General features: G+C 41.7%; 24 protein-coding genes. 3 read left to right on the top strand and 21 right to left on the bottom strand.

Annotated features, from left to right (window positions below):
* Positions 1–52: 52 nt before the first annotated feature.
* The 5 genes from ihfA to H5154_RS07715 form a co-directional block, all read right to left on the bottom strand.
* Positions 53–346: an integration host factor subunit alpha gene (gene ihfA, locus H5154_RS07735; RefSeq protein WP_016707763.1), complete on the bottom strand. Its 294-nt coding sequence runs from the start codon at positions 344–346 to the stop codon at positions 53–55.
* Between the two features lie 2 nt (positions 347–348).
* Entirely contained in the window at positions 349–2,736 is a 2,388-nt protein-coding gene (gene pheT / locus H5154_RS07730; protein WP_182717934.1) for a phenylalanine--tRNA ligase subunit beta, read from the bottom strand.
* A gap of 15 nt (positions 2,737–2,751) precedes the next feature.
* Positions 2,752–3,732, bottom strand: a complete 981-nt coding sequence (gene pheS / locus H5154_RS07725) for a phenylalanine--tRNA ligase subunit alpha (protein ID WP_145241591.1) — start codon at positions 3,730–3,732, stop codon at positions 2,752–2,754.
* A gap of 151 nt (positions 3,733–3,883) precedes the next feature.
* The gene (hda, locus tag H5154_RS07720; protein WP_179959227.1) at positions 3,884–4,594 is read right to left on the bottom strand and encodes a DnaA inactivator Hda; all 711 of its coding nucleotides are present in this window, start codon (positions 4,592–4,594) and stop codon (positions 3,884–3,886) included.
* Positions 4,594–5,649 (bottom strand): DUF2066 domain-containing protein, encoded by a 1,056-nt coding sequence (locus tag H5154_RS07715; protein ID WP_182717933.1) that lies wholly within the window; start codon positions 5,647–5,649, stop codon positions 4,594–4,596. The genes hda and H5154_RS07715 overlap by 1 nt, the downstream gene beginning before the upstream one ends.
* 306 nt (positions 5,650–5,955) lie before the next feature.
* Here H5154_RS07715 and H5154_RS07710 point away from each other — a divergent pair, with 306 nt between their 5' ends.
* Positions 5,956–6,573 (top strand): LysE family translocator, encoded by a 618-nt coding sequence (locus tag H5154_RS07710; protein ID WP_182717982.1) that lies wholly within the window; start codon positions 5,956–5,958, stop codon positions 6,571–6,573.
* A gap of 92 nt (positions 6,574–6,665) precedes the next feature.
* Here the strand turns inward: H5154_RS07710 and H5154_RS07705 are convergent, their stop codons facing one another.
* The 9 genes from H5154_RS07705 to H5154_RS07670 all read right to left on the bottom strand — a co-directional run bounded on the left by H5154_RS07705 (position 6,666) and on the right by H5154_RS07670 (position 15,194).
* Positions 6,666–8,567: an MFS transporter gene (locus tag H5154_RS07705; RefSeq protein WP_182717932.1), complete on the bottom strand. Its 1,902-nt coding sequence runs from the start codon at positions 8,565–8,567 to the stop codon at positions 6,666–6,668.
* 170 nt (positions 8,568–8,737) lie between these two features.
* A complete protein-coding gene (gene recR, locus H5154_RS07700; protein WP_149982904.1) occupies positions 8,738–9,346 on the bottom strand; it encodes a recombination mediator RecR in 609 nt (202 codons plus the stop codon).
* An 8-nt stretch (positions 9,347–9,354) separates the two neighbouring features.
* Positions 9,355–9,681, bottom strand: coding sequence for a YbaB/EbfC family nucleoid-associated protein (locus tag H5154_RS07695; protein WP_149982903.1), 327 nt, complete (start codon positions 9,679–9,681; stop codon positions 9,355–9,357).
* A gap of 55 nt (positions 9,682–9,736) precedes the next feature.
* Positions 9,737–12,103 (bottom strand): DNA polymerase III subunit gamma/tau, encoded by a 2,367-nt coding sequence (gene dnaX / locus H5154_RS07690; protein ID WP_182717931.1) that lies wholly within the window; start codon positions 12,101–12,103, stop codon positions 9,737–9,739.
* Positions 12,104–12,106: 3 nt separating this feature from the next.
* On the bottom strand, positions 12,107–12,652 hold the full coding sequence (gene apt / locus H5154_RS07685; protein WP_149982901.1) for an adenine phosphoribosyltransferase: 546 nt from the start codon (positions 12,650–12,652) through the stop codon (positions 12,107–12,109).
* Positions 12,653–12,789: 137 nt separating this feature from the next.
* Positions 12,790–12,912, bottom strand: coding sequence for a hypothetical protein (locus H5154_RS23625; protein WP_257325665.1), 123 nt, complete (start codon positions 12,910–12,912; stop codon positions 12,790–12,792).
* 73 nt (positions 12,913–12,985) lie between these two features.
* Complete coding sequence (locus H5154_RS07680; protein WP_149982900.1) at positions 12,986–13,735, bottom strand: DUF2063 domain-containing protein; 750 nt, start codon at positions 13,733–13,735, stop codon at positions 12,986–12,988.
* Between the two features lies 1 nt (position 13,736).
* Entirely contained in the window at positions 13,737–14,561 is an 825-nt protein-coding gene (locus tag H5154_RS07675; protein ID WP_182717981.1) for a DUF692 domain-containing protein, read from the bottom strand.
* A 117-nt stretch (positions 14,562–14,678) separates the two neighbouring features.
* Positions 14,679–15,194, bottom strand: a complete 516-nt coding sequence (locus H5154_RS07670) for a hypothetical protein (protein WP_182717930.1) — start codon at positions 15,192–15,194, stop codon at positions 14,679–14,681.
* A 214-nt stretch (positions 15,195–15,408) separates the two neighbouring features.
* Here H5154_RS07670 and H5154_RS07665 point away from each other — a divergent pair, with 214 nt between their 5' ends.
* Together H5154_RS07665 and H5154_RS07660 are read left to right on the top strand one after the other, a co-directional pair.
* Positions 15,409–16,365, top strand: coding sequence for a tRNA-dihydrouridine synthase (locus tag H5154_RS07665; RefSeq protein ID WP_149982898.1), 957 nt, complete (start codon positions 15,409–15,411; stop codon positions 16,363–16,365).
* Positions 16,366–16,436: 71 nt separating this feature from the next.
* Positions 16,437–16,781, top strand: a complete 345-nt coding sequence (locus H5154_RS07660; RefSeq protein WP_149982897.1) for a TraR/DksA C4-type zinc finger protein — start codon at positions 16,437–16,439, stop codon at positions 16,779–16,781.
* Between the two features lie 16 nt (positions 16,782–16,797).
* Here H5154_RS07660 and H5154_RS07655 read toward each other — a convergent pair whose 3' ends face one another.
* The 7 genes from H5154_RS07655 to H5154_RS07625 form a co-directional block, all read right to left on the bottom strand.
* Positions 16,798–17,847: a hypothetical protein gene (locus H5154_RS07655; protein ID WP_182717929.1), complete on the bottom strand. Its 1,050-nt coding sequence runs from the start codon at positions 17,845–17,847 to the stop codon at positions 16,798–16,800.
* A 66-nt stretch (positions 17,848–17,913) separates the two neighbouring features.
* Complete coding sequence (locus H5154_RS07650) at positions 17,914–19,173, bottom strand: hypothetical protein (protein WP_182717928.1); 1,260 nt, start codon at positions 19,171–19,173, stop codon at positions 17,914–17,916.
* An 11-nt stretch (positions 19,174–19,184) separates the two neighbouring features.
* On the bottom strand, positions 19,185–19,802 hold the full coding sequence (locus tag H5154_RS07645; RefSeq protein ID WP_149982894.1) for an energy transducer TonB: 618 nt from the start codon (positions 19,800–19,802) through the stop codon (positions 19,185–19,187).
* Entirely contained in the window at positions 19,802–20,206 is a 405-nt protein-coding gene (locus tag H5154_RS07640; RefSeq protein WP_054205753.1) for a biopolymer transporter ExbD, read from the bottom strand. Before H5154_RS07640 ends, H5154_RS07645 begins: the two co-directional genes overlap by 1 nt.
* Positions 20,207–20,220: 14 nt before the next feature.
* The gene (locus H5154_RS07635) at positions 20,221–20,745 is read right to left on the bottom strand and encodes a MotA/TolQ/ExbB proton channel family protein (RefSeq protein WP_145241564.1); all 525 of its coding nucleotides are present in this window, start codon (positions 20,743–20,745) and stop codon (positions 20,221–20,223) included.
* On the bottom strand, positions 20,745–22,109 hold the full coding sequence (locus H5154_RS07630) for a MotA/TolQ/ExbB proton channel family protein (protein WP_149982893.1): 1,365 nt from the start codon (positions 22,107–22,109) through the stop codon (positions 20,745–20,747). Before H5154_RS07630 ends, H5154_RS07635 begins: the two co-directional genes overlap by 1 nt.
* Positions 22,110–22,115: 6 nt before the next feature.
* Positions 22,116–22,886, bottom strand: coding sequence for a DUF3450 domain-containing protein (locus H5154_RS07625; RefSeq protein ID WP_149982892.1), 771 nt, complete (start codon positions 22,884–22,886; stop codon positions 22,116–22,118).
* Positions 22,887–23,496: the final 610 nt, after the last annotated feature.

Raw genomic sequence — 23,496 nt, 5'->3', positions numbered from 1 at the left:
TCAAACTTAGTTTATAGAAAAGAAAAAGGCAGCTGACGCTGCCTTTTTTAATTTATTTGCTCGTACCAACTTCAACACGAGTTTTGAGCTTTTGACCAGGTCGAAAGGTGACGACGCGTCGTGCCGAAATAGGGATATCTTCCCCAGTTTTCGGGTTACGGCCAGGCCTTTCTTTCTTGTCACGAAGATCAAAGTTACCAAATCCAGAGAGCTTAACCTGCTCGCCTTTTTCAAGCGCTGAGCGGATTTCTTCAAAAAACGCTTCAACTAAATCTTTGGCATCCTTTTTATTGATCCCCAATTTTTCAAATAGGTGTTCAGCTATGTCGGCTTTAGTAAGCGCCATATCTAGTCCCTCAACGATGCATTAAACTGTTCGGCCAGTGCGGCCACCACGTTATCAACTACTAGATTGATATCTTTCTCTTCGAGTGTTCTATCAACCGCTTGCAGTGTTAGAGCAATCGCCAAACTCTTATAATTTGGCTCAATACCTTTGCCCTTATACACATCGAATAAGTTTAGGTCAACCAATTGATTTCCGCCAACTTTTTCTATCACTGATAAAATGTCGCCAGATTTCACCTGATCTTCCACTAAAATAGCGATGTCGCGGCGGTTTGAAGGGAACTTCGAAACCCCTACAGCCTCTGGTAAATTTCTTTTTTCAATGGCTGTCATTTCAATTTCAAACACGTAAGTCGCATTATTGATATCTAACGATTTTTGTACTTGAGGATGAATAGCACCAAAGAAACCGACCTTTTTACCTTCAACATAAATCACCGCAGATTGGCCCGGATGTAAGCCATCTGATTGCTCCGCTTTGATTTCAAAACGCGTTATATCATTGGTTAATGAAAGTAATGCTTCAACGTCACCTTTTAAGTCATAAAAATCAACGGTGCGCTTTTCTTCAACCCAATGTTCACCATGTGCCAGACCAGTAATAGCACCACCGATAACTGCAACTTGGTTTACGCCATTCTCTGCGTTTTCATCACGTAGAAATTTAAGGCCATGCTCAAATAAACGAATACGTGGCTGCTGGCGGTTTTGGTTATACATTACTGATGCAAGTAAACCTGGCATAAGGCTCACACGCATTGCCGACATTTCAATCGAAATTGGATGTGGCAAAATAAGCGCGTCACTGTCTGGGTGTAAAATAGCCTGTGCTTTAGGATCAACAAAGCTGTAAGTGATCGCTTCTTGATAACCACGAGTCACTAACGTATTGCGAAATTTGCTCACTGCAATATTGGCTTCGTTATGAGTGGTCATTTTTAATTTAGCAGTCGGAGCTACGTTTGGAATACTGTTGTAACCATATACGCGAGCAACTTCTTCAATTAGATCTTCTTCGATACGAATATCAAAACGGTAGCTTGGTACATCTGCACTCCACACACCATCGACAATTTTCACATCAAGCCCTAAACGGGTTAAAATGTCGGTTACTTTCGCATCTTCAATATGATGACCAATAACACGGTCTAAACGCGCACGACGAAGACGCACTTCAGTGACCTTAGGAAGCTTATCTTTTGCAACAGCTTCAACTACAGGGCCTGCTTGACCGCCTACAATCTCAAGTAACAACGCAGTTGCACGTTCTATTGCATCATGTTGCAGCGCAAAATCCACACCACGTTCATAACGATGCGATGCATCTGTGTGTAAACCATAGCTACGGGCTTGCCCTGCGATAGCAACTGGATTAAAAAACGCACTTTCTAATAGAATATCCGTTGTTTGCTCGGTAACGCCTGATTGCTCACCGCCAAAGATACCGGCAATCGCCAGCGCTTTGTTATGGTCGGCTATTACTAAGGTAGATTCATTCAACTTAGCAGTATTACCATCTAGTAATACCAGCTCTTCACCAGCATGGGCGCTACGTACTTTGATACCGCCTTCAATCGCATTTAAATCAAAAGCATGCATTGGATGGCCAAGTTCAAGTAACACATAGTTAGTTACATCAACCACAGGGTCAATTGCGCGCACGCCACTACGACGAAGCTTCTCAACCATCCAAAGTGGTGTTGTGGCGTCAAGGTTGATGCCTTTGATCACACGCCCTAAATAACGTGGGCAGGCTTCATCGTTTACTAGTTCAATTGATACTTTATCATCAATAGTTGCTGCAACCGCTGGTATCTCTAGGGCTTTAACATCAATACTGTTAAGTACGCCCACTTCACGAGCGATGCCTTTAATACCTAAACAGTCACCACGATTCGGGGTTAAATCAACATCAATAATGTTGTCATCAAGGCTTAAGTATTCACGTAAGTCTGTGCCCACTGGTGCATCAAGTGGCAACTCCATGATACCGTCGCCTTCTTCGCTAATACCCAGCTCCACGAATGCACACAGCATGCCGTGAGACGGTTGACCACGTAGTTTGGCTTTTTTAATTTTAAAATCGCCCGGTAATACAGCGCCAACCATAGCTACTGCAACTTTGATACCTAAACGGCAATTTGGCGCACCACATACAATATCTAATAGCTCATCGCCACCGACATTGATTTTAGTTACACGTAGTTTATCTGCATCAGGATGCTGACCACATTCAACTACTTCACCGACAACAACGCCAGAGAATTCTGCAGCAGCGGGCTCTACACCATCTACCTCAAGGCCGGCCATCGATAACTGTTCCGAAAGAGCCTGCGTGTCAATTGCAGGATTAACCCACTCTCTTAACCACTTTTCACTAAATTTCATGTTATTTCTTCACTCTTAACGGAACTGATTAAGGAATTTCAAATCGTTTTCGAAAAACGCACGTAAGTCATTTACACCATAACGCAGCATGGTTAAACGCTCTACACCCATACCAAAGGCAAAACCAGTGTATTTTTCTGGATCAATTCCCACTGATTTAAGCACGTTAGGGTGCACCATTCCGCAACCTAATACTTCTAACCATTTTCCGTCTTTACCCATCACATCAACTTCCGCTGAAGGCTCTGTAAATGGGAAAAATGAAGGACGGAAACGAATTTCCATATCTTCTTCAAAAAAGTTACGCAAGAAATCGTGCAAAATACCTTTAAGCTCAGTAAAGCTTACATCAGTATCAACCATCAACCCTTCAACCTGATGGAACATCGGCGTATGTGTTTGGTCGTAATCGTTACGGTATACACGCCCTGGAGAAATAATACGCAGCGGCGGTTGCTCAGCTTCCATGGTGCGAATTTGCACACCACTGGTTTGCGTACGCAACACCAGTTTTGGATTAAAGTAAAAGGTATCGTGATCAGCACGCGCTGGGTGATGCTCAGGAATATTTAGCGCGTCGAAGTTATGAAAATCATCTTCTACTTCTGGGCCAGATTTAACCGCAAAACCTAATTCGCCAAAAAAGCTCTCAATCCGCTCAATGGTACGCGTCACTGGGTGTAAACCACCTGTTGGCATAACACGACCGGGTAATGTTACATCGATTGTTTCAGCGGCTAATTTCTCTTCAAGGGCTTTGCTTGCTAATAATTCGCGCTTGTCGTTAATCGCAACTTGTACATCTTGCTTAGCTTGGTTAATTACTTGGCCTGCTTCTTTGCGTTCTTCAGGGGCAATTTTACCAAGGGTTTTTAATAGATTCGTGATTTCGCCTTTTTTACCAAGGTAGTTAACCCTGATATCTTCAAGCTGCGCGATTTCACTGGCACTGGCGACCGCCTCAAGTGCTTGCGCTAATATATTTTCTAAGTTCATTCGATACCTGATCTGTCACAGAAGGTGATTTAAGTAATAGCTAATGATAACTGAAAGCAATGGCTAGATTCCAGACCTTATACCAATCTTATTGAATTCTTTCCCATTCTGGTTAAGTAAAATGGGAACTTAAGCTATGTTGTAAAAGAATTTAGAGTTTTAGAGTGGATTTTATGAAAGGAATTGTCAATTTACGTTGTGCAGCCATCGATGCATGGTCAAGTTTATCAAGCACATCAAGTAGCGCACGCATATCACGACTCAAACGCGTTAATAAAAAGCGCGCACATTCATCACTGAGCTCTAAGCCGCGCATATTGGCACGCTTTACTAAGGCTTCGGCTTTGTCATCATCACTCATAGAACGGATTTGAAATGTCGTACCCCATTTTAATCGTGACTCAAGATCCGGCAGGCTAATATTTAGCATGTCTGGTAACAGATCCGCTGTCACTACCAAGCACTTACCCGGTTCGTTAAAACGATTAAAAAAATTAAACAACGCTTTTTCCCACGCATCGTTACCTGCTACTAAGTGCACGTCATCAATACACAGCACATCAAGGGCATCTAAGCCATCGAGCACCATAGGACCGAAATCAATCACTTCGCGCATTGATAGCAGCATAGTTGATAAACCATGCTCTTGAGCATGAATACAGGTTGCATACAGTAAATGCGATTTACCTGAATCCCCTAAGCCACACAAATAAGTATATTGAAAAGTGGTTGCTAAACTTTTAAAGGCATTTTTTAAATGACTCACTTCCAGTGAATTTTCACCACCAAAATAAGAGGCAAACGTTTCATCATCCGGTAACGTCACCGGCAATGCCATTTGCACCGGCTCCATTGCCGGCATTACAAACCAACCCATTGATATTCTAAATCGTCTTGCGCTGTCACAGGATAAAACGCACGAGGGTCAACAAAGGGTTGAAAAGCGCGGTCGAGCTCTAAGGCTTTTTGTAAATCATGCATACTGCCAGTATGATTTATCGCAAAACTAACCATATCAGCGGTACGAGAACGAATTGTCACTTGGGTAACCACGCTTAAGCTCTGTAGCTGACGTTTAGCAAGCTCTATATCGACAAAGTTAGTGGTGCCTTTTAATTTAAACACCGCTTGGGCAAGCTGCGTTGTAGAATTTGGATCAACCGCATATTCATTGGCCAAGCCTGCCGCTAAACTGTCAATCATTAAGGCTATGGCTTGTTGTTTATCACCGGTTACTCTGTTTGCTTCAAACAGCTCATCGTTAGTAAAACGCCAATCCAACAGCCAAACCTCACTGTCAGGTTGTTTGTATAAACGCGCGGTAATACTGCGCTCTGCACTATAGCGGCTTGATGCCTGCTCGACTGGCGTAGAGAAATTTCCCCACACTTCAGGTATTCCCACTAATGCACGGTCTTGTAAATCAAGTAATGGCACCACGACAGGCAAACCACGTCGCGCTGCGGTGCTATAAATTAGTTGCTCTAACTGCGGATAGCTTTCTTGGGTAACAAGTTCGCGACGCCAGTTATCTTCTATGGCAAGCCAAATAGCCACCAGCGGACGACGCGTCCCCCACAATGGTAAATTAAGTTCTTTGACGAGTGCGTTGATTTTGTTTGCTTCAAATTTAACCACGAGATTAAGCTGACCATTGGCTTTTTCGTCGTATTCAAATTTGAGCATGTAATCTGATATATCTTTACTACGTCGCTGAGCCGTTGGATTTTTGTCCGCATTCGGATCGCCACTGACCTTAACCAGTACATTTAGCAACGCTTCGCGGCTGGCGCTTAGTCGAGCATCGCGAGATTTGTCAGATACTTTTAATACGTCCTGATATAGATCAGTAACTTCAACCGCAGTTGCAGTGAAACTTAGGAAAATGGTGGTAATAGCAATAAATAATCTAGACACAGGGCATTAGTTCTTGGTTTTAAACTGATTTGATCCTAATTCAAAGCACCCAACAAAGCAAAAATATATTTGTTAAAACCCACTTACAAATAAGTGTTTGTAATCAATACACAGAAGATCACAGCGGCATCCTCTATAGGGATCGCAATTAGCTTACGAATAAGCGATAAACCGGAGCTTTATCGCGGGTGCTAACAATCTCATAATTGCGCTTAACTATCCCAAATTGGTTTCTAACGCTTTCGAAAACCATTACTATTGCGTATTCTATTGCGCATTCTATTGCAGCAACTAACGGATGCTTACATGCTCGACTTCGCAGTGCTGGGGGTATTTATACCCACCTTCTTTTTTGTCTCTATTACACCTGGGATGTGTATGACTTTAGCCATGACCTTAGGAATGAGTATTGGCGTGCGCAGAACTATGTGGATGATGATTGGCGAATTACTTGGCGTTGCCATTGTGGCTGTTGCAGCAGTCGCAGGGGTGGCAAGTATCATGCTCAACTACCCGACACTATTTAACGTATTAAAATGGCTCGGTGCAGGTTATTTAGTCTACATTGGCATTTCAATGTGGCGAGCAAAAGCAACCATCAAATTAGGCGCAGACAGTAAATTAAAAGTATCTCGCCAAGCGCTATTCTCACAAGGCTTTATCACCGCGATTGCTAACCCTAAAGGCTGGGCGTTTATGATTTCCCTGCTACCGCCGTTTATAAATATTGACTACGCGATTGCGCCACAATTGAGTATGTTAGTCGCCATCATTATGCTCAGCGAATTCACTTGCATGATGCTCTATGCCACTGGCGGTAAAAGTTTACGGCTGTTTTTAAACCAAGGTGACAATATCAAGTGGATGAACCGCATCGCTGGTAGTTTGATGATCGCGGTTGGTATTTGGTTAGCAGTTAGTTAGCGGCCAACTAAGCACAAGACTCACGCGCAATATTCACGACTGAATATTGCGCGCTAAATTTATATCTCTGTTACATCAGCGTTTAATCGCTATTAAACAGCACCTTTTTCATACTGCTCTTTTAAGGCAACCACTCGCTCACGCAATTCATCTGCAGTGACTGCATTGGCAGCAATAGGCTCGCCAACAGTCACAGCGACCAGCGACCATTTCAGTCGTGGAAGTCGCCATTTTGCTTTACGACTAAACATGCTGCCCCATAACCCGCCTAGATGGACAGGTATAACGGCCACCGGTGAACGCTGTATAATACGTTCAATACCACGGCGGAAAATATCAATCGAACCATCGCCAGTTAGCCTCCCTTCAGGGAAAATACCCACTAACTCACCGTTATCTAATGCTTTAGCAACCTCATCAAATGCTTCTTGAAACGCCTGCGGATTAGATTTTTCACTGTCAATTGGGATAGCTTTGGCCATTTTAAATAACCAATGCAACGCGGGAGAATAATAAATGGGGGCAAATACCATAAATCGAATAGGCCTTGGTGATGCCGCTAAAATAAACATCCAATCAACAAAGCTGACGTGATTACTCACCAATACTGCTGCGCCTTCACTAGGAATATTATGATCCCCTTTGGTACGCACTCGATACATACAAATGGTCAATAAATAAACAGCAAAGCGTAAGAAGAACTCTGGCACCTTGGTATAAATATACACAGAGATCAGTAAATTCAATCCTGCCAGTAACAAGAATAACTGTGGGATCGTCCATGCAAATATAGATAGCGTTACAATACTTAACACCGCACTGGCGACCATAAACAACGCATTTAACACATTATTAGCGGCGATGATGCGTGAACGGCTTGATTCGACGGTGCGTTGTTGGATCAAAGCGTACAATGGCACAGTATAAAAACCAGAGGCAATGCCAATGCCGGCCATCCAAATAAAATGCCAATACATGTCACCAGTATGCAGTATTTGTGAAAGTGTAAATAATTCTTCGCTTGGTAGCTGGTAAAAGCTCATTGCAGGCTCTTGGCTCAGTAAGTACAAAAATAATGTGATCAACAACGCGCCAAATGGCACAATACCTAATTCTATCCGCGAGCGAGACAACTTTTCACACAACAGCGAGCCTATTGCGATGCTCAATGAAAACACCACCAAAGCGCTGGTGACGACCAGCTCATCGCCAACCATGACATATTTCACATAATTTGGTAGCGCCGTTAAAATAATCGCCCCTATAAACCAAAACCAGCTGATACCAAGTACCGACTTTCCAACCGACTCAGTTTGTGAATTAAGTACCCTAAATAGGCTTTTGGTGGAGGAGAAAATATTAAAAGTAAACACTAAATTAGGATCATTCGCGGCACTGATTGGAATAGAGCGACTACTCAAATAACCAATAATCGCCAGGCTTATAATTGCCACACAGATGACCGTTGGCCCCACTGTTTGGGTAATGTAATACGTGCCAAACGTTGTGCCAATCAATATAGCCACAAATGTCGCAGATTCAACAAGGCCATTGGCTTTGGTTAATTCATCGGCTGCCACGTGCTGCGGTAAAATGGAATATTTTAGCGGGCCAAAAAAGGTACTTTGTAACCCTGTTAAGAATACCGTGGTTAACATCAACCAAACAGATTGCGTTGAAATGGCCACAGCGCCTACTAGCATAATCGGAATTTCGGCAAGTTTTACGGTGCGGATTAATTTTGACTTTTCCTTTTTTTCAGCAATTTGTCCCGCCATCCCTGAAAATAAAAAGAACGGTAGAATAAATAAGCCTGCCGCTAAGTTAGCATAAAAAGCGCCATCGGCAACATTTGCCGTTTGAAAAATCAATAACAGTAGCACCGCTTGTTTATAAATATTATCATTTAACGCAGAGAAAAACTGGGTGACAAAAAGCGGTAGAAAGCGCTTACTCTTTAGTAAAGCACGCTGATGTTTTTTATTATCTTGCATTGTGATCCTTACAAATTAACCAAACTGGTGAAAAAAAGACTCCAGCTACTAAAAATAGATTACCCAGTTATTGGATAAATTACGATCAAACTTTTACCGCCAAGGTATAAAAACAAAAAACCTGCATAACAGACGTTAATGCAGGTTTTAAATTAATGCGCTTCTAAGAGCTAATTTTGACTAACCACTCGTCGGCCACTAAATGCATGCATTAATGTCATGCCATCGAGCAAATCAAGTTCGCCACCGACCGGAATACCATGGGCTATCCGCGATGCATCAACTTTATAGCGGTGACAAAGCTGGGCAATATAATGCGCTGTAGTTTCCCCCTCAACGGTAGGGTTGGTCGCTAATATAACCTCGTTTATCCCACCTTGTTGCAACTTACTTTCAAGAATATCAAGGCCAATTTCATTTGGACCAATACCATCGATAGGTGATAAATGTCCCATCAATACAAAGTACAAACCTTTATACTGGCCAGTTTGTTCAATCGCCAACACATCGGTAGGTGATTCAACCACACATAAAATTCCGCTATCTTGGCGTTTGGGGCTTAAACAGATTTCACACTGCGGCTGCTCTGCAAAAGTACGACACGATTGACAGTGTCCTATTGCAGTCATCGCCTTGATAAGTGCATTACCAAGTTGAGTGCCCCCTTTACGGTCGCGCTCAAGCAGATGAAACGCGATGCGCTGCGCTGACTTTGGGCCTATGCCCGGCTGACAGCGTAGTGCTTCGATCAGCTGGTTTAAACTCTCTGAAAGTTGCATGTTTTATCTTAAAACGGCATTTTCATACCTGGTGGTAATTGCATACCGCCAGTTACTTTACCCATACGCTCTTGTGTTTCTTCTGCTACACGGCGTACTGCGTCATTACACGCAGCGGCAAGTAAGTCTTCAATAAGGTCTTTTTCGTCTTCCATCAAACTTTCGTCAAGTTCAACACGGCGAACATTGTGGTTACCAAGCATGGTTACTTTAACTAAACCGGCACCGGCTTCACCAACCACTTCTAAGTGAGCAATTTCGTCTTGGGCTTTTTGCATGCGCTCTTGCATTTGCTGCGCTTGCTTCATCATGTTACCCATTCCACCTTTAAACATAACTTTCTCTCTTTCTATTTCTAATTGCCATGAAGATAAGGGCTATTGCAATGAATTACAATGCCTGAATACTGTTTTCATCGATAATTGCAGAAAATAGCTGCTGTAACTGTACGATATTTTCATCACCGTTGATCACATCGATTGCTTGCTGATGGCGCCCTGCATCGATCTTTTGCTGAATTAAATAAGGCGAATCTATCACCCCAGGGGCAAAATTGATTGTCAGCTCAACATTATGCCCGTAAATACTGGCCAGCGCTGCACTAAGCTTTTGCCTTAACATCGGGGTATCGAGATGTTTTTGCGATTCATCCACTTCTAAGTGCAGCTGTTGTTGTTGCTTTGAATAAATTGAATGCAAAGCAAATTGACGCATCCGCCCGCCAAGTCCCATCCGCTTAATTAAGTATGCCCACTCATCTTGTTGATGTGCAAAACGAATATCGCTGATCGGGCTTTGAAAATCATCCGGTATTTGAATATTTATTTCAGGCTCAGGTGCAGCAACTACTTTTTGTGGATTAATTTGCTCTAGCAATTCCGGTGCTAAATTCTCAGTAATAGTCTGATGTTTTTCTTTAAAGTCAGGTTTCACACGCTTATTTGCGGCGATATTCGGCGTGTAACCATCAGTCTCAGGCTGACTACTTGCCCCCGTTATCTGGGGCTGTGACTTTTTTACCGCAGTACCGCGCTCAACCGCAGCTGGTTTATTCGTTGATGGCGCCACAGGTGTTTTACCACCAGAGAGCGTACCTGCACCGGAAATATTTCTATCTCGTAAAATACGTGCAATTGCAGACTGCGCTTGTGCTTCTTTTTGGCTAATATCTGTGGTATCTGAATACTCTGAGAATGAGCTGTTATTTTGTGCTGGAGCGGTTTGCTCTGCGCTATATTGATGCTCAGGCAAAGATTGTCCTGGCGCATGCTCAAAGCCACTATGAAAGCCCTGCTCCACTGCGTTATTCATTACCTCATCATATTGGGATACTAATTGTTGCTCAAGCTCAGCATCTGAATCATGCTCATTACCATGCGCGGCTTCGTGCATAATTCCCGAATTTGTATGTGGTGCAGTGGTAACAGTTGGCTGCGTATCGACATGTGCTGTTTGCTCACCGGTTACAGATTGTTCAGTTGTTGCAACGACTTGTTCAGGCGCACTCTCGGTCGCTTGTACCGGTGCAGCTTGAGGCAATGATACTTGGTTATCAACAGGCTGTGGTGTTGCAGGCTTATTTTTATTGAGAATATCTCTCAATGCTGCTGAGCGAGACCGGTTGTTATCGGCCGCTGGTGCCTGCGCCGCAGTACTTGCAAGAATTTGGCTATCAACTGGTTGAAATGCCAGTAAACGCAGCATAACCATTTCAAAACCTAAACGAGGCTCTGGCGCCCATTGTAAGTCTTTTTTGCCATTAAGCAGTAATTGATAATAAATTTGGATTTGTTGTGAATCGCAGCTCTTTGCTACTTCACTTATAAACTCGCGATTATATTCATCTAACTTGGCGGCATCGGGCACTAATTGGGTTAATTGTGCTAAATGTGTAAGGCCAATTAGATCATCTAACAAAGCAATATAATTTGGGTTTTGGGTGGCAACTTGCTCGATTTGCGCCATCAATGCATGGCCGTCTTGGGCTAATAATGCAACCAGCAAATGCTGGCTATAATGGTTGTCCATCAACCCTAGCATTGCTTGCACCGCTTGATGCTTAATATCACCATTCGTTTGAGCAATCGCTTGATCAGTTAAACTCAATGCATCACGCATACTGCCATCAGCAGCTTTGGCGATAATTTGCAGGGCTTGAGTTTCAAAACTTAATTTTTCTTCGCCTAACACATATTCAAGTTGTTGGAGTATTTCAGGTTGCGATAACGCATTAAGATTAAACTGCAAACAACGCGATAAAATGGTGACAGGCAGTTTCTGTGGATCCGTCGTCGCTAATAAAAACTTAACGTGCTCAGGCGGCTCTTCCAAGGTTTTTAATAATGCATTAAAACTATGCTTTGAAAGCATGTGTACTTCATCGATCAGGTACACTTTGTAGCGACCGCGAGTTGGCGCGTACTGCACGTTATCCAATATCTCACGGGTATCTTCAACTTTAGTGCGCGATGCGGCATCTATCTCAAGTAAGTCAATATAACGACCAGTTTCGATATCTATACAGCTGCTACACTTGCCACAAGGTTGCGCCGAAATGCCTTCATCACAATTTAAGCTTTTTGCAAAAATACGTGCGATGGTGGTTTTACCCACCCCGCGAGTCCCAGTGAACAAATAAGCGTGATGCAGTCTGTTTTGTGTTAAAGCATTAATAAGCGCTTGTTTCACATGGGACTGACCGACCAATTCATGAAAGGTCTGTGGACGCCATTTTCTCGCTAGGACTTGATAACTCATTAATTATTCGCCTTCGAATTCAACCAATTTCAGGATTTTAATCCCCATTTTTGCAATGCGTTGCTCGCCACCTAGTTCTGGTAAAGAGACTACAAATGCTGCATCTGTCGCATGACCACCCAACTTATTGACTAATTTAGCGGTCGCTTCAATGGTACCGCCGGTTGCCAACAAGTCATCTACTAAAAGCACTTTGTCACCTGGGACAATGGCATCTGTATGCAGCTCTAATACATCTTCACCATATTCTAGCTGGTAATCTTGAGAGATCACTGCACGTGGCAGTTTACCCGGTTTACGCACTGGAATAAAAGGAATACCTAATGCATATGAAAGCGGTGCACCGAAGATAAAACCACGTGATTCAGTACCTATAATCTTGGTAAAACCTTGATCTTTATAAGCTGAAATAAATGCATTAATTGTTGCTTGAAATGCAGCGGGATTAGCCATTAGCGTAGTTACATCACGGAACATAATGCCTGCTTTAGGGTAATCTGCAATAGTAGTTATGCTATCTTTAATGATAGATGGAGTTACTTGAGTCATAATTTAAACTGTTTTATCTGTAATATTACAAAGCAGACAATTATAACATCACAAAAATGAGTTGTCGGTAAGAAGTTAAATAATTAAGTAATAAGACTGCACTATATACAGCCTTATTATAATTTAGCAGTGCTAAATTAAGAGACTGTGGTGATCCAGCCTAGGATTGCATTTAAACAGCCAATTCCTGCAAACACAGCTAAGAATGCAAGAAAATACATTGCATTAAACGGATCTTTAAAATCTTTATCTTCTGACATAGGTACTACCTTTTATTAAGCGCGACGAATTAAGGCGCACATAATAGACGATGTAAAATAATCAATAAAGACTTTAAGGGTGATTTTTTGTCACGATAACGCCACGCTCTGCCATTGCATGTAATGTTGCTGTAGCACCTTGCACAAGCTGTTCTGTAGTAAATTGCGGCGCTTGTAAAGCAACTTGCTCCACCAACGAAGCTAATTTGATACTCGGTGTTGTATCTATAATCGCCAGTAATAATGCGGTCATTGCATTGGTAGCAAGAAATTGTACTTCGTCGTCGGTATCGCGATACACCACAAAATAATGAGGCTGTTCACTAGGCTGCTGTGGTTGAAAATCAACACTAATATGCTGTACAGCAAACTGATAACTTAAATTTCGCGCGCAACTACCCATATAAAGAGGCACATTACTCAGCGGTGCATTAATGATGCAATCAGTTGGATCCGCATGCGCAACCGAGACATCAAGCTCAATCCATTCATAATGAGCAAGCTCAAGCATAAAGGGGGGATCAATTTCTTGCAATTGGTAATCACTACTTAAATACGCAATAAACTCACCAGCAATATCCAAAAAATAAGGTGATTGACAATCGTGTTCAGCAAAAAATTGGCGAACTAATCTTAACCAATTGTTATCGCTGTAGAGTGTTTTCAGAACCGGAAATGCTGAGGAAATAAAGCCATTGATATTATTGAAAAATAAATCACGGTAGATCGCCATACGACGTTCTTCAATGTCATCGGGCTTTGGTTGTGTATCTGGCGCTCGAATATGCGCCATAAACGCTTGTTGGGTTTCAATAAAATTCATATCAGGCACTTTCTTTTCGCTGTATTATTGCGTGCTTGGCTTGTAGTTGATGAATTATATCCAGCTCTTTGGTAAGCTCAGCGATAGCTGGAATATTAAAATCACGTTCCAATAAAGTCGCAAACACCCCATGATGTTGATAAGCACGGTCAAGTAATTGCCAAACAGGGTCAATCACGTCAGCACCGTGAGTATCAATAAGTAAATCATCCGCCTCGTTGAAATGCCCTGCGACATGACCATACGCTATACGTTGCGATGGCAAGCTAGCTAAAAAATGCTCTGCATCATAACCATGATTTATCGAATTCACATAAATATTATTTACATCGAGTAATAACTTACAATCAGCTTGCTGTAATATTTCAGTGGTAAATTCTAACTCGCTCATTTGCTGACCAGGTGCGGCATAATAAGACACATTTTCGATAGCTATTTGCTGTTCGAGAATATCTTGCACCTGTTTTATCCGCCCAACAACATGGGCAATCGCAGCTTCAGTAAATGGGATCGGCATCAGATCATACATGTGGCCGTTGCCGGAACAATAACTAAGGTGCTCACTAAAAAGCTTAACGTTATGTGCTTTGAAAAAGACTTTTAAGGATTTAACAAATTCAATATCTAACGGTTCAGGTGAGCCGATCGACAATGACAAGCCATGACAAACAAAATTATTTGTATCGGTCAGTGACTTAAACTGCTTAGCAAAGCGACCACCGAGTTTTAACCAGTTCTCAGGCGCCACTTCCATAAAATCAATTTGCTTTGGTATCTGCGTGAATAATTCATCGAGCATTTCTCTGCGCAGCCCAAGCCCTACCATGCCAAATTCACTGTTACTAGATACAGTCATATCCACTCCTTCATTTAAAAGGGCCACAATGCGGCCCTTTTATAAACAAACTACTTAACTAAAGTGCAGGTTACATAACTTATCTAATTAATGGCTACCGCATTTGCCTTCTTTGTTAGCTTTGTCGTTTTTAGCGTCGCCACCACACTTGCCTTCGCCGCACTTACCTTCTTTTTTAGCTTTATCGTGTTTAGCATCGCCACCGCATTTGCCTTCGCCGCACTTGCCTTCTTTTTTAGCTTTATCGTGTTTAGCATCGCCGCCGCACTTGCCTTCTTTGTTAGCTTTGTCATGTTTAGCATCGCCACCGCATTTGCCTTCGCCGCACTTACCTTCTTTTTTAGCTTTGTCGTGTTTGGCATCGCCACCACATTTGCCTTCGCCGCACTTACCTTCTTTTTTAGCTTTGTCGTCTTTAGTTTTAGCATCTCCACCGCATTTACCTTCGCCACATTTACCTTCTGTAGCATCGACTTGGTAGCCCGTTACCATTTGTTGAAATTCAAATGGATTCGCTTGAACATCTGCAGAAATAAAACTTGTGCTGCCTACAACTACCGCGCCTAATGTTAACGCAATTGAATTTTTTTTAAGTGTATTCATTTTATGACTCTCTCTAAACATGTAAGGGGTGTACTAAGTAGACCTTGCTACAAAAATAATATTTCACTTAATCGCAACTTTTTATTTGTTAGTTACAATAACGCTACAAAAGAGTGAACAATTGAAGTTAACTATGGGAGTAAAATTGGCATTTATCAATGTTATATTTACAGGTAAACTACGTCTCCTTTTATCAAGTCAAAGTGCCCCTATCATGAAATTAGTTTTAGCGCCTATGGAAGGGGTTGTCGATTTTAAAATGCGCCAACTACTCACCGAAATTGGTGGTTTTGATTTATGCGTCACTGAATTTGTACGTGTTATCGATGCCTGCTTGCCTGATAAAGTATTTCATCGCTATTGCCCAGAGCTAAATAATAACGGTTTAACGCGTTCTGGCACTCCTGTGCGTATCCAATTACTTGGCCAAGTCGCACACGCATTAGCTGAAAACGCTGTCAGGGTAATTGAGCTTGGCTCTCACGGCGTTGATCTTAATTTTGGTTGCCCTGCGAAAACAGTCAACCGCAGTAAAGGTGGCGCTGTGCTGTTAAAAGACCCTGAACACATGTATGAAATCATTAAAGCAGTCCGTGATGCCGTGCCAAGCGAGCATCAAGTAAGCGCTAAAATTCGTTTAGGTTTTGATGATGACAGTAACAGTCAAGAAATTGTTGATGCCGTTGTTAGTGCCGGTGCCAATAGTATTGCTATACATGCCCGTACAAAGCGAGACGGTTATAACCCGCCCGCTTATTGGGAGAAAATTCCACCACTGATCAAAGATAAAAACATCGCCGTAGTCGCAAATGGTGAAATTTGGCAAGTAGAAGATGCACTACTTTGCCAGCAACGTAGTAGTTGTAAAGACTTAATGCTTGGTCGCGGTGCACTGTCGCATCCTGATTTAGCACGCAAAATAAAAGCACACTTTAATGATGAGCACTATGTTGGCTTAAAGTGGGAGCATATTCTCTATCATCTGATCCATTCAGCCATACATCATGACCCCGCGAAAGATGAAAAATATTTTGCTTCTCGTACTAAGCAGTGGCTGGGCTATTTAAAACGCCAATATAGCCAGGCCGATATTTTGTTCGATGAGATCAGACGCCTTAAAACAAAAGAAGATGTTGCCGATGTTTTGAAAAAATACGCTATCGCACCTTAATTTGACACACATCATAGTCGGCTTTTTTAAATTAATGAATACTGCAGCATTGCTCAACGAGGACAATGACAATGATCAATGCTCAATATCACCTTCAACAACTTAATACAGAGTTAGAGCAAGTAAGGCTGTGCTTGCTTACGACACTATCAAGTTCATGTAACCTACTGCATCACTCGCTAGCTGAAACCTTACGCAAAAATAACCCTGAACAATGGTTAGAGCTTACGCAGAAGCAACTTGGCACTGAATATAAAGATATCATAGTACGCTTAGAACAACTTGAAGCGGCAGTCTGCCAAATCGATATCGGCCAATATGGTTATTGCTGTGACTGTGAAGAAAAAATTGACTCGCAACGGCTAAATGCCGATCCAACAGCGCAGCGCTGCGGCAACTGCGAGCCAAGGTCATAAAAATCAGCAAGCGAGCTTACGAAGTTGTTAAAAGTGTTGCGAACGCAAAACTTTGCGCCGGATAAAAAATGATATCAGCCACTAAATAATCGACTTGTTGTGGCGTCATTTTTAATCGTTTCAGTAAATTAACTTTCGCTTGTTGCACAGTCCAAGCATGGTAATGGATGCCAAGATCGGTTTCCATCATAGCTAACCAGAAAGTACGCTCTTGATTACTTATCTGTGTTGCAGCTTGCCCTGCATAACCCCTTAAGCTCAAGTAATTTTGCGCCCAATCAAAGCCAACTTGCTTATCTTTAGACAATGCAAAACGCTGCTCAAGGACTGAGTGCTGATGATCAACTGCAAAACGCATAGAGTATGCACCTTGCTGCATTTCCTTCAACTGAGATTGCACTGCAACTAGCCAATTTATTGGTGCTTTAGTAGTGCCTGAGAAGTAATTTAACTTACTTTGATACCAAGACCCACCATTTGATAAGCCATGTAAACCAACACTTCCACGGGGTGTATAGAGCGCTAAATACTCATTAAACTCGTTGAGAGTGTGTTTAAGGTTTTCTGGAAGATCAACGCGAGTAAGATTCTTAGTTACCTGCGTTTGTAACGCATTAAGCTCAATTGAGTTGAGTCTAAGTTTACTCTCTTTAGCAAGCACCAACTGCTGCTGAGTAAAACTGAGCCAATTGTTTATGTTTGCAGTAATGTCGTGTTGTTGGTTATAGGCAAGCATATTATCAAGCACAGGAATATACACCGGCCATGTAAAATAGCGCTCCGGAAAACGCTCTGCAATAATAAGATAATCCAATGAACTCTGCGCGACAGGAGTGAAGTCTAAGGTTTGCATGGCTTGATATATGCTGTGACGCTCTTTCAAATATGCATCACTAAATGGAAACTGTTGCTCGTTAACTTGTTTAATTTCACCTGTTGGTCTTAAAAATTGATTTAGTGTTTGCAATGCTTGCTGAGCTTGCTCTTTACTTTGATACTGATTATTCGTATCACCACATGCGCTCAAGAAAAGCGCTGAGAAGCATATCCATATTAGGTGTTTCATAATGAGTTAAATCCAATAAAAAAAGCCCCATAGGGGCTTTTTATAAATTGCTATAGCGAATTAAAGTTAAATCTTAACACCGTTGCGAGCGGCTTTATCTTTAATAAATACAGACCAACCTTTTGCAAACTTACGCGTGCGAGGGTCATCCATTGCTTTAGTAATTGCAGCATAAGCTTGCTTATACTTTTCTTGATAGTAATAGGCTTCCGCTAAATCTGAATAAATAGTTCCTGTCTTATCAGAACCTAATTCAAGCGCCTTGTTCAAACGAACAACGGCAGCACTATAATTTTGCGATTGTAAAAGTAATGAACCTGCTTTGCGATAAAGCTCAGCATCGTCATCAAATTTAGCCGCTTCTTCATAGTACTTAGCTGCTTTTTCAATATCTTTTGAGCGATGATAGTTACTGGCTACTGCGCTGATATTTTGTTTATTACGCTTAACAATTTTATCATTGATAGACTTCTCTAAAACCTTAGCGGCTTTATAAGGAATTTCATTCAATGAATAAAAGTTAGACAAAACTTTATAATCAACTTCAGTTTCAAAATAACCATTTTTGTAAGCTACTTCCATCGTTGCAAGACCAGTTTTATAGTCTTCCGTCTGAAGGTAGTATTTACCTAAGCTTACCCATGCTTTTTTATCATCTGGCCAGATACGAACAATTTCTTCACCAACTTTGACCATATTTTTATAGTCTTTAAGCTCAAAGTAAGAACCTAATTTTAATTGGTAAGGACCTTTGTTAGGCTCTTTTTGAAGTTTAATTGCTTTCTCAGCTGGTGTAAAAACATCACGGAATTTACCTAACTGATAGTTAGCTTGGGCTATACGAGTATAAACCGTTGCATCTTCTTCACCAGTAAAGTCCATCCATGCAACATAAGCATCTTTGGCTTTTTCATACTGCTCAGTACCAGCATACATATCGCCTAATGTTTTTAAACTTTGTTCTTGATCGGCAAAGTTTAACACATCAGGGGCAACAGCTAATTTTAAGTAACCAATCGCAGTTTTGTACTGCTCTTTCTGGCCATACATGCTACCTAAATAGCGGTTAACTGTTGCTTTGTCGAAATCATCAGAAGCATCGATTTCTTTCAACATGGCGATAGCTTCATCAAGCTTTTCTTCGTTATACAAGTCAAACGCTTTTATAACTTTTTTACCAGTGCGCTCACCCATGATCCTAGTTTTTGCTTTCTTCCGCGCTTCAATTTTCGCGGGATCTGGCGCTGCTAGAACCGGTGCAGTAAATACTGCACCCGAGAAAGACATAAGTACCGCAAGTGCTGTTACTTTAGATAAATTTCTCATTACTTGCCTCCTTAATTGCCTTGGTTAATTTTAAAGTCTAGCTGAACTTGTAAACCAACTTGCTTTTGTGGCTTACCGTCAATAATTTTAGGACGGTATTTCCACTTGCTCAAGGCGCGTTTAGCTTCTCTATCGAAAATACGTTTAGGGTCTGCGTCAATTACTTCAACATCAGTAACCCCACCCAATTCATCGATTGAGAATGAAAGTTGTACCCAACCTTCTTTGCCATCACGTGCTGCTTGTGTTGGATATTTTGGTTCAATACGAACGATTGGTGTCGCATCACCGTCTCGTCCGAATGCCCCTGGACCACTTAGACCACCTGCCGAACTTCCCACATCAATGCTTGGCATGTTAAATGACATAGCACCAGGATTTGGGTTGTTATTTTCCGGCTGTGGCGGCTGCGGTTTAGGCGGCTGCTTTGGCGGTGGAGGCGGCGGAGGCGGTACTCGCTTCCGTTCCTGCACCTTAGATTCAGGCGGATTCGTCATAATTTCGACTATGATCTGCTCTTTTTGTTCCGTATTACGGTCAGCCCCACCAGAGATGAGGAAGGCCATGAAGTAGAACAAGCCGAAAGTAACTGCCCCACCTGCAATCAGTGAAAACAGAAAACGAATCATTACTGATCTCCAGCTATTGAAATTCTCAGGTTGTCGCCCGTCGCTTTGATCTGGTCCATAACTTTAACCACTACGCCGTGTTTTGCATCTTTATCAGCTTGCAAAATTACAACTTCAGTAGGTTGTTCTGCTAATAAACTTTCGATTTTTGCTGAAACACGTTCAACATCAACTTGCTGTTTATCAATCCAGATTTCGCCGTTGTCACGAATTGCAATAAAAATGTTAGCATTTTTTTGCTTCGTAGCTTGGGCCGCTTTTGGTTTATTGACCTCGATACCAGCCTCTTTAACGAACGATGTAGTTACGATAAAGAAAATAAGCATGATAAATACGATGTCAAGCATCGGTGTCATATCTACCGTTGCATCTTCTTCTTCACGAAAACGTTGTTTACGTGCCATATTTAATTCTCTCTCTAGTGATGAGGCATACTATCAACAAGCTTGGCTTTCACCATTCTCGCTCTTGCCTCAAGGCGTGAGCTAAAGAATACTCCAGATAATGCCGCAACCATTCCAGCCATTGTTGGGATTGTTGCCATTGAAATACCTGATGCCATTAAACGTGCATTACCTGTACCTTGGCTTGCCATGGTTTCAAAAACCGCGATCATGCCTGTTACTGTACCAAGTAAGCCAATTAAAGGACAAACAGCTACTAATGTTTTAATCAACAACATACGCTGATCTAATTTTTCAGACGCTTCAGAAATCCATGCTTCACGGATTCTGTGTGCGTACCAAGACGTAGTGTCTTGGCGGGCATCCCACTTTGCTACAATTTCCGACGATAAACGAGGAAATTCTGCAAGTAGGAACCAATAGCGCTCAATCATTAAAACCCACATAAGAAAGAGTGCTATCGCGACCACGTATAAAACCTGGCCGCCTGTGCCAACAAAATCCCTGATAGATTCCCAGATCTCCATCAGGACTAGCATTAGGCTTTCTCCTTCTCCGCGTGAGTAGCAATAATACCTGCGCTTTGCTCATCGAGGATGTGTAATACCGACTTACTACGACCCGCAACAACAGCGTGAAGAAGAATAAGTGGTAATGCAGCTATTAGACCTAGCGCAGTAGTTACAAGTGCTAGAGAGATGTTACCTGCCATGATCTTCGGATCACCTGTACCGAACAATGTGATTGTTTGGAACGTTAAGATCATACCGATTACCGTACCTAGTAGACCAAGTAACGGCGCGATTGCAGCAAGGATTTTAATGATATTGATACCAGCTTCAATGCGTGGCGTTTCACGAAGAATCGCTTCATCAAGTTTAAGCTCAAGGTTTTCAACATCTTGCGTTTTGTTGTCATGGTACACTTTAAGAATACGACCCAATGGGTTATTTGTATTCGGTGTAGACACGTTTTTAAGCTGACTATTAATCTTACTACGAGTAAGAGTAAGGTCAATAAAGCGTACTAGTGTGATTAAGATACCTAAACCTAATAACGCAGTGATGATGTAACCAACTACGCCACCTTGGTGGAAGTATTCATCAAGTGTCGCTTTTTGTGTATTGATACGTAAGATAGCACCACGAGTCGGATCCACATATACACCAGCATAGTTATCAGAAGACGTATTTTCTAAGTCTTTAATACCAGCAAGGATATAACCATCAGGTTGTTTACCTAAAGGCTGAATCGATTTAGTTTCAGGCGAATAGATTAAGTAGCCATCGTCTGTTACTAAGTTGAAGTTACCGATACGGGTTACTTTCTTAACTGTTGCGTTACCGTCAAGACCTGCAACTTCAGTTTCAAAAGTAGAAACTTTAGCTGACTCAGTCATTTCAGTTTGTAGCGCTATCCAAAGCTCTTCAAGTTCACGAACTGTTGGTAACTCTTTAGCAGCAGCTAATGAACGTAAGATTTCAGCACGGCCAGGCTTTTCAGCAGAAACAAGAGATGCTTCGATTGAACCGATTGCATCTTGCGCAGCACGACGTACAACACCAAACATTTCACCTAACGTACCTTGTGCACTTTGAAGAGCAGCCTCTTTCTCAGCTAAGGTAGTTTCGTTTTGTGCATATTGCTTTGTTAAGCTATCACCACGTGACTTTTCAGCCGCTAATTGGCTTTTTGCTTTATTAAGTAACGCTTGCTTATCAGCACGATCTGATAAGAACTCTTGTTCACGTTGCTTATTGATTTTGCCTTCAGAGATACGCTCTTGCTTTACTTGCTCAAGAATTTTATCTAAAGCAGAAGTATTTGCATGTGCATTAAGCGCGGTACCTGCAGAAACAGATAGTACTGCTGCAACAGCAAAACCTTTAAATAGTTTCTTCATTATTGATTACTCCGCGCCAAAGATTGGTAGTTTAACAAGTTCTAATGTCGCTTGCTTACGCGCCATACGAATAACTTCTTTAACAGGTTTTAGGTATTCATCACCTAATTCTTTCCACTGTTTAGTGTTGTTATCCCATACCCATGCGTGTTTTAAGTCAAACGATTGAGCAACGTATGTGATACGACCAAGTTGGCCGAAATCAACGTTAATGCTCTTGCCATCAACTTCTAAAGTACCTTGTGAAGCAGCAACTAAAGAGCTGTATGCAGCTTCAATTGTGTATGCTTCTAATACTTGACGGAACTTCTCTGAAGTCGTTACAGAAGAAGAAACCATTGTTTCACGTAATCTTTCAACACGCGCCAAACGATTGTCACTGTTAAACGGAACGTCCGCTTTGATGAATTGCTCGAGCGTATCGATCATGCGATACATCAAAGGCACAACGTTTTGTTTTGTGTTGTCGATCGTAGCAATTTGACGGTCAAACGATTCAATTTGTGCATTTTGGTCAGCGACCAAACGTGCAACGTGATCGTTGTATACTTTCAATAGCTCAGATTCATCAACAACGCTACGGTACTCAGCTAATAGCTCTTGAGTTTGACCATATACATTGTCAATTTTAGTTTGAGACTTAACCGCAGCCGTTTGAATTTGTAGACCTGCTTTTTGCACGTCATTCAAAGGATCTGCAATCACATTGCTGCTTGCGAATGCAAAAGCGCCAACCAACGCAGTTGCTACAAGACTCTTTCTGATTTTAACAGACATAGTTCCCAACCAATTAAGTAATGTTACTTTTATAATTTAATTACCTCCCGAAGGAGACAACCCTGATATCTTTTAATAGATATCAACCCTCCAATAATGCTAAATGCAATGCATGCTGTCAACTTGATGTTTGGAATTAGATCGAAATAAATTAATTCAATCATTGCAAACTAAAACACAAAAAACAAAGGATTAACATAAATGCAACACCACTGAGTTTTCAGCTGGGATGAAAGCCGCTACCTAACAACAGTTCTACCGTCAGCCATGAAATACAAAACATAAATGTAACATTTTATGTGTAATCTAAGAGGGTTAAAAAAAGTTCATAATTATTTCGAATAAGCGTAATCATTCAGTAAAAAAGCCTTTTTATGCAGCCAAACCTAGGATATATCGCATATAAAAATTAGCAACTGGACCTTTTAAAGGAAAGCGTGGCGCATGATTAAGGCCTAAAGTAATACCTGTTTTCTCTGTAAGACTCAAAGAGTCACTGCCAGTGTTATCAAGATATTAGAAATAATCACATTAAACATGTTGAGGCGATATCCCCTGTTCCTATTTATACCGATTACTAACGTGCCAAACTTATGTATGAGCAATCAGA

The organism is Pseudoalteromonas sp. SR44-5, from assembly GCF_014163675.1.
Lineage (GTDB): Bacteria > Pseudomonadota > Gammaproteobacteria > Enterobacterales > Alteromonadaceae > Pseudoalteromonas > Pseudoalteromonas rhizosphaerae.
This window is presented reverse-complemented; position numbering and strand designations above follow the sequence as displayed.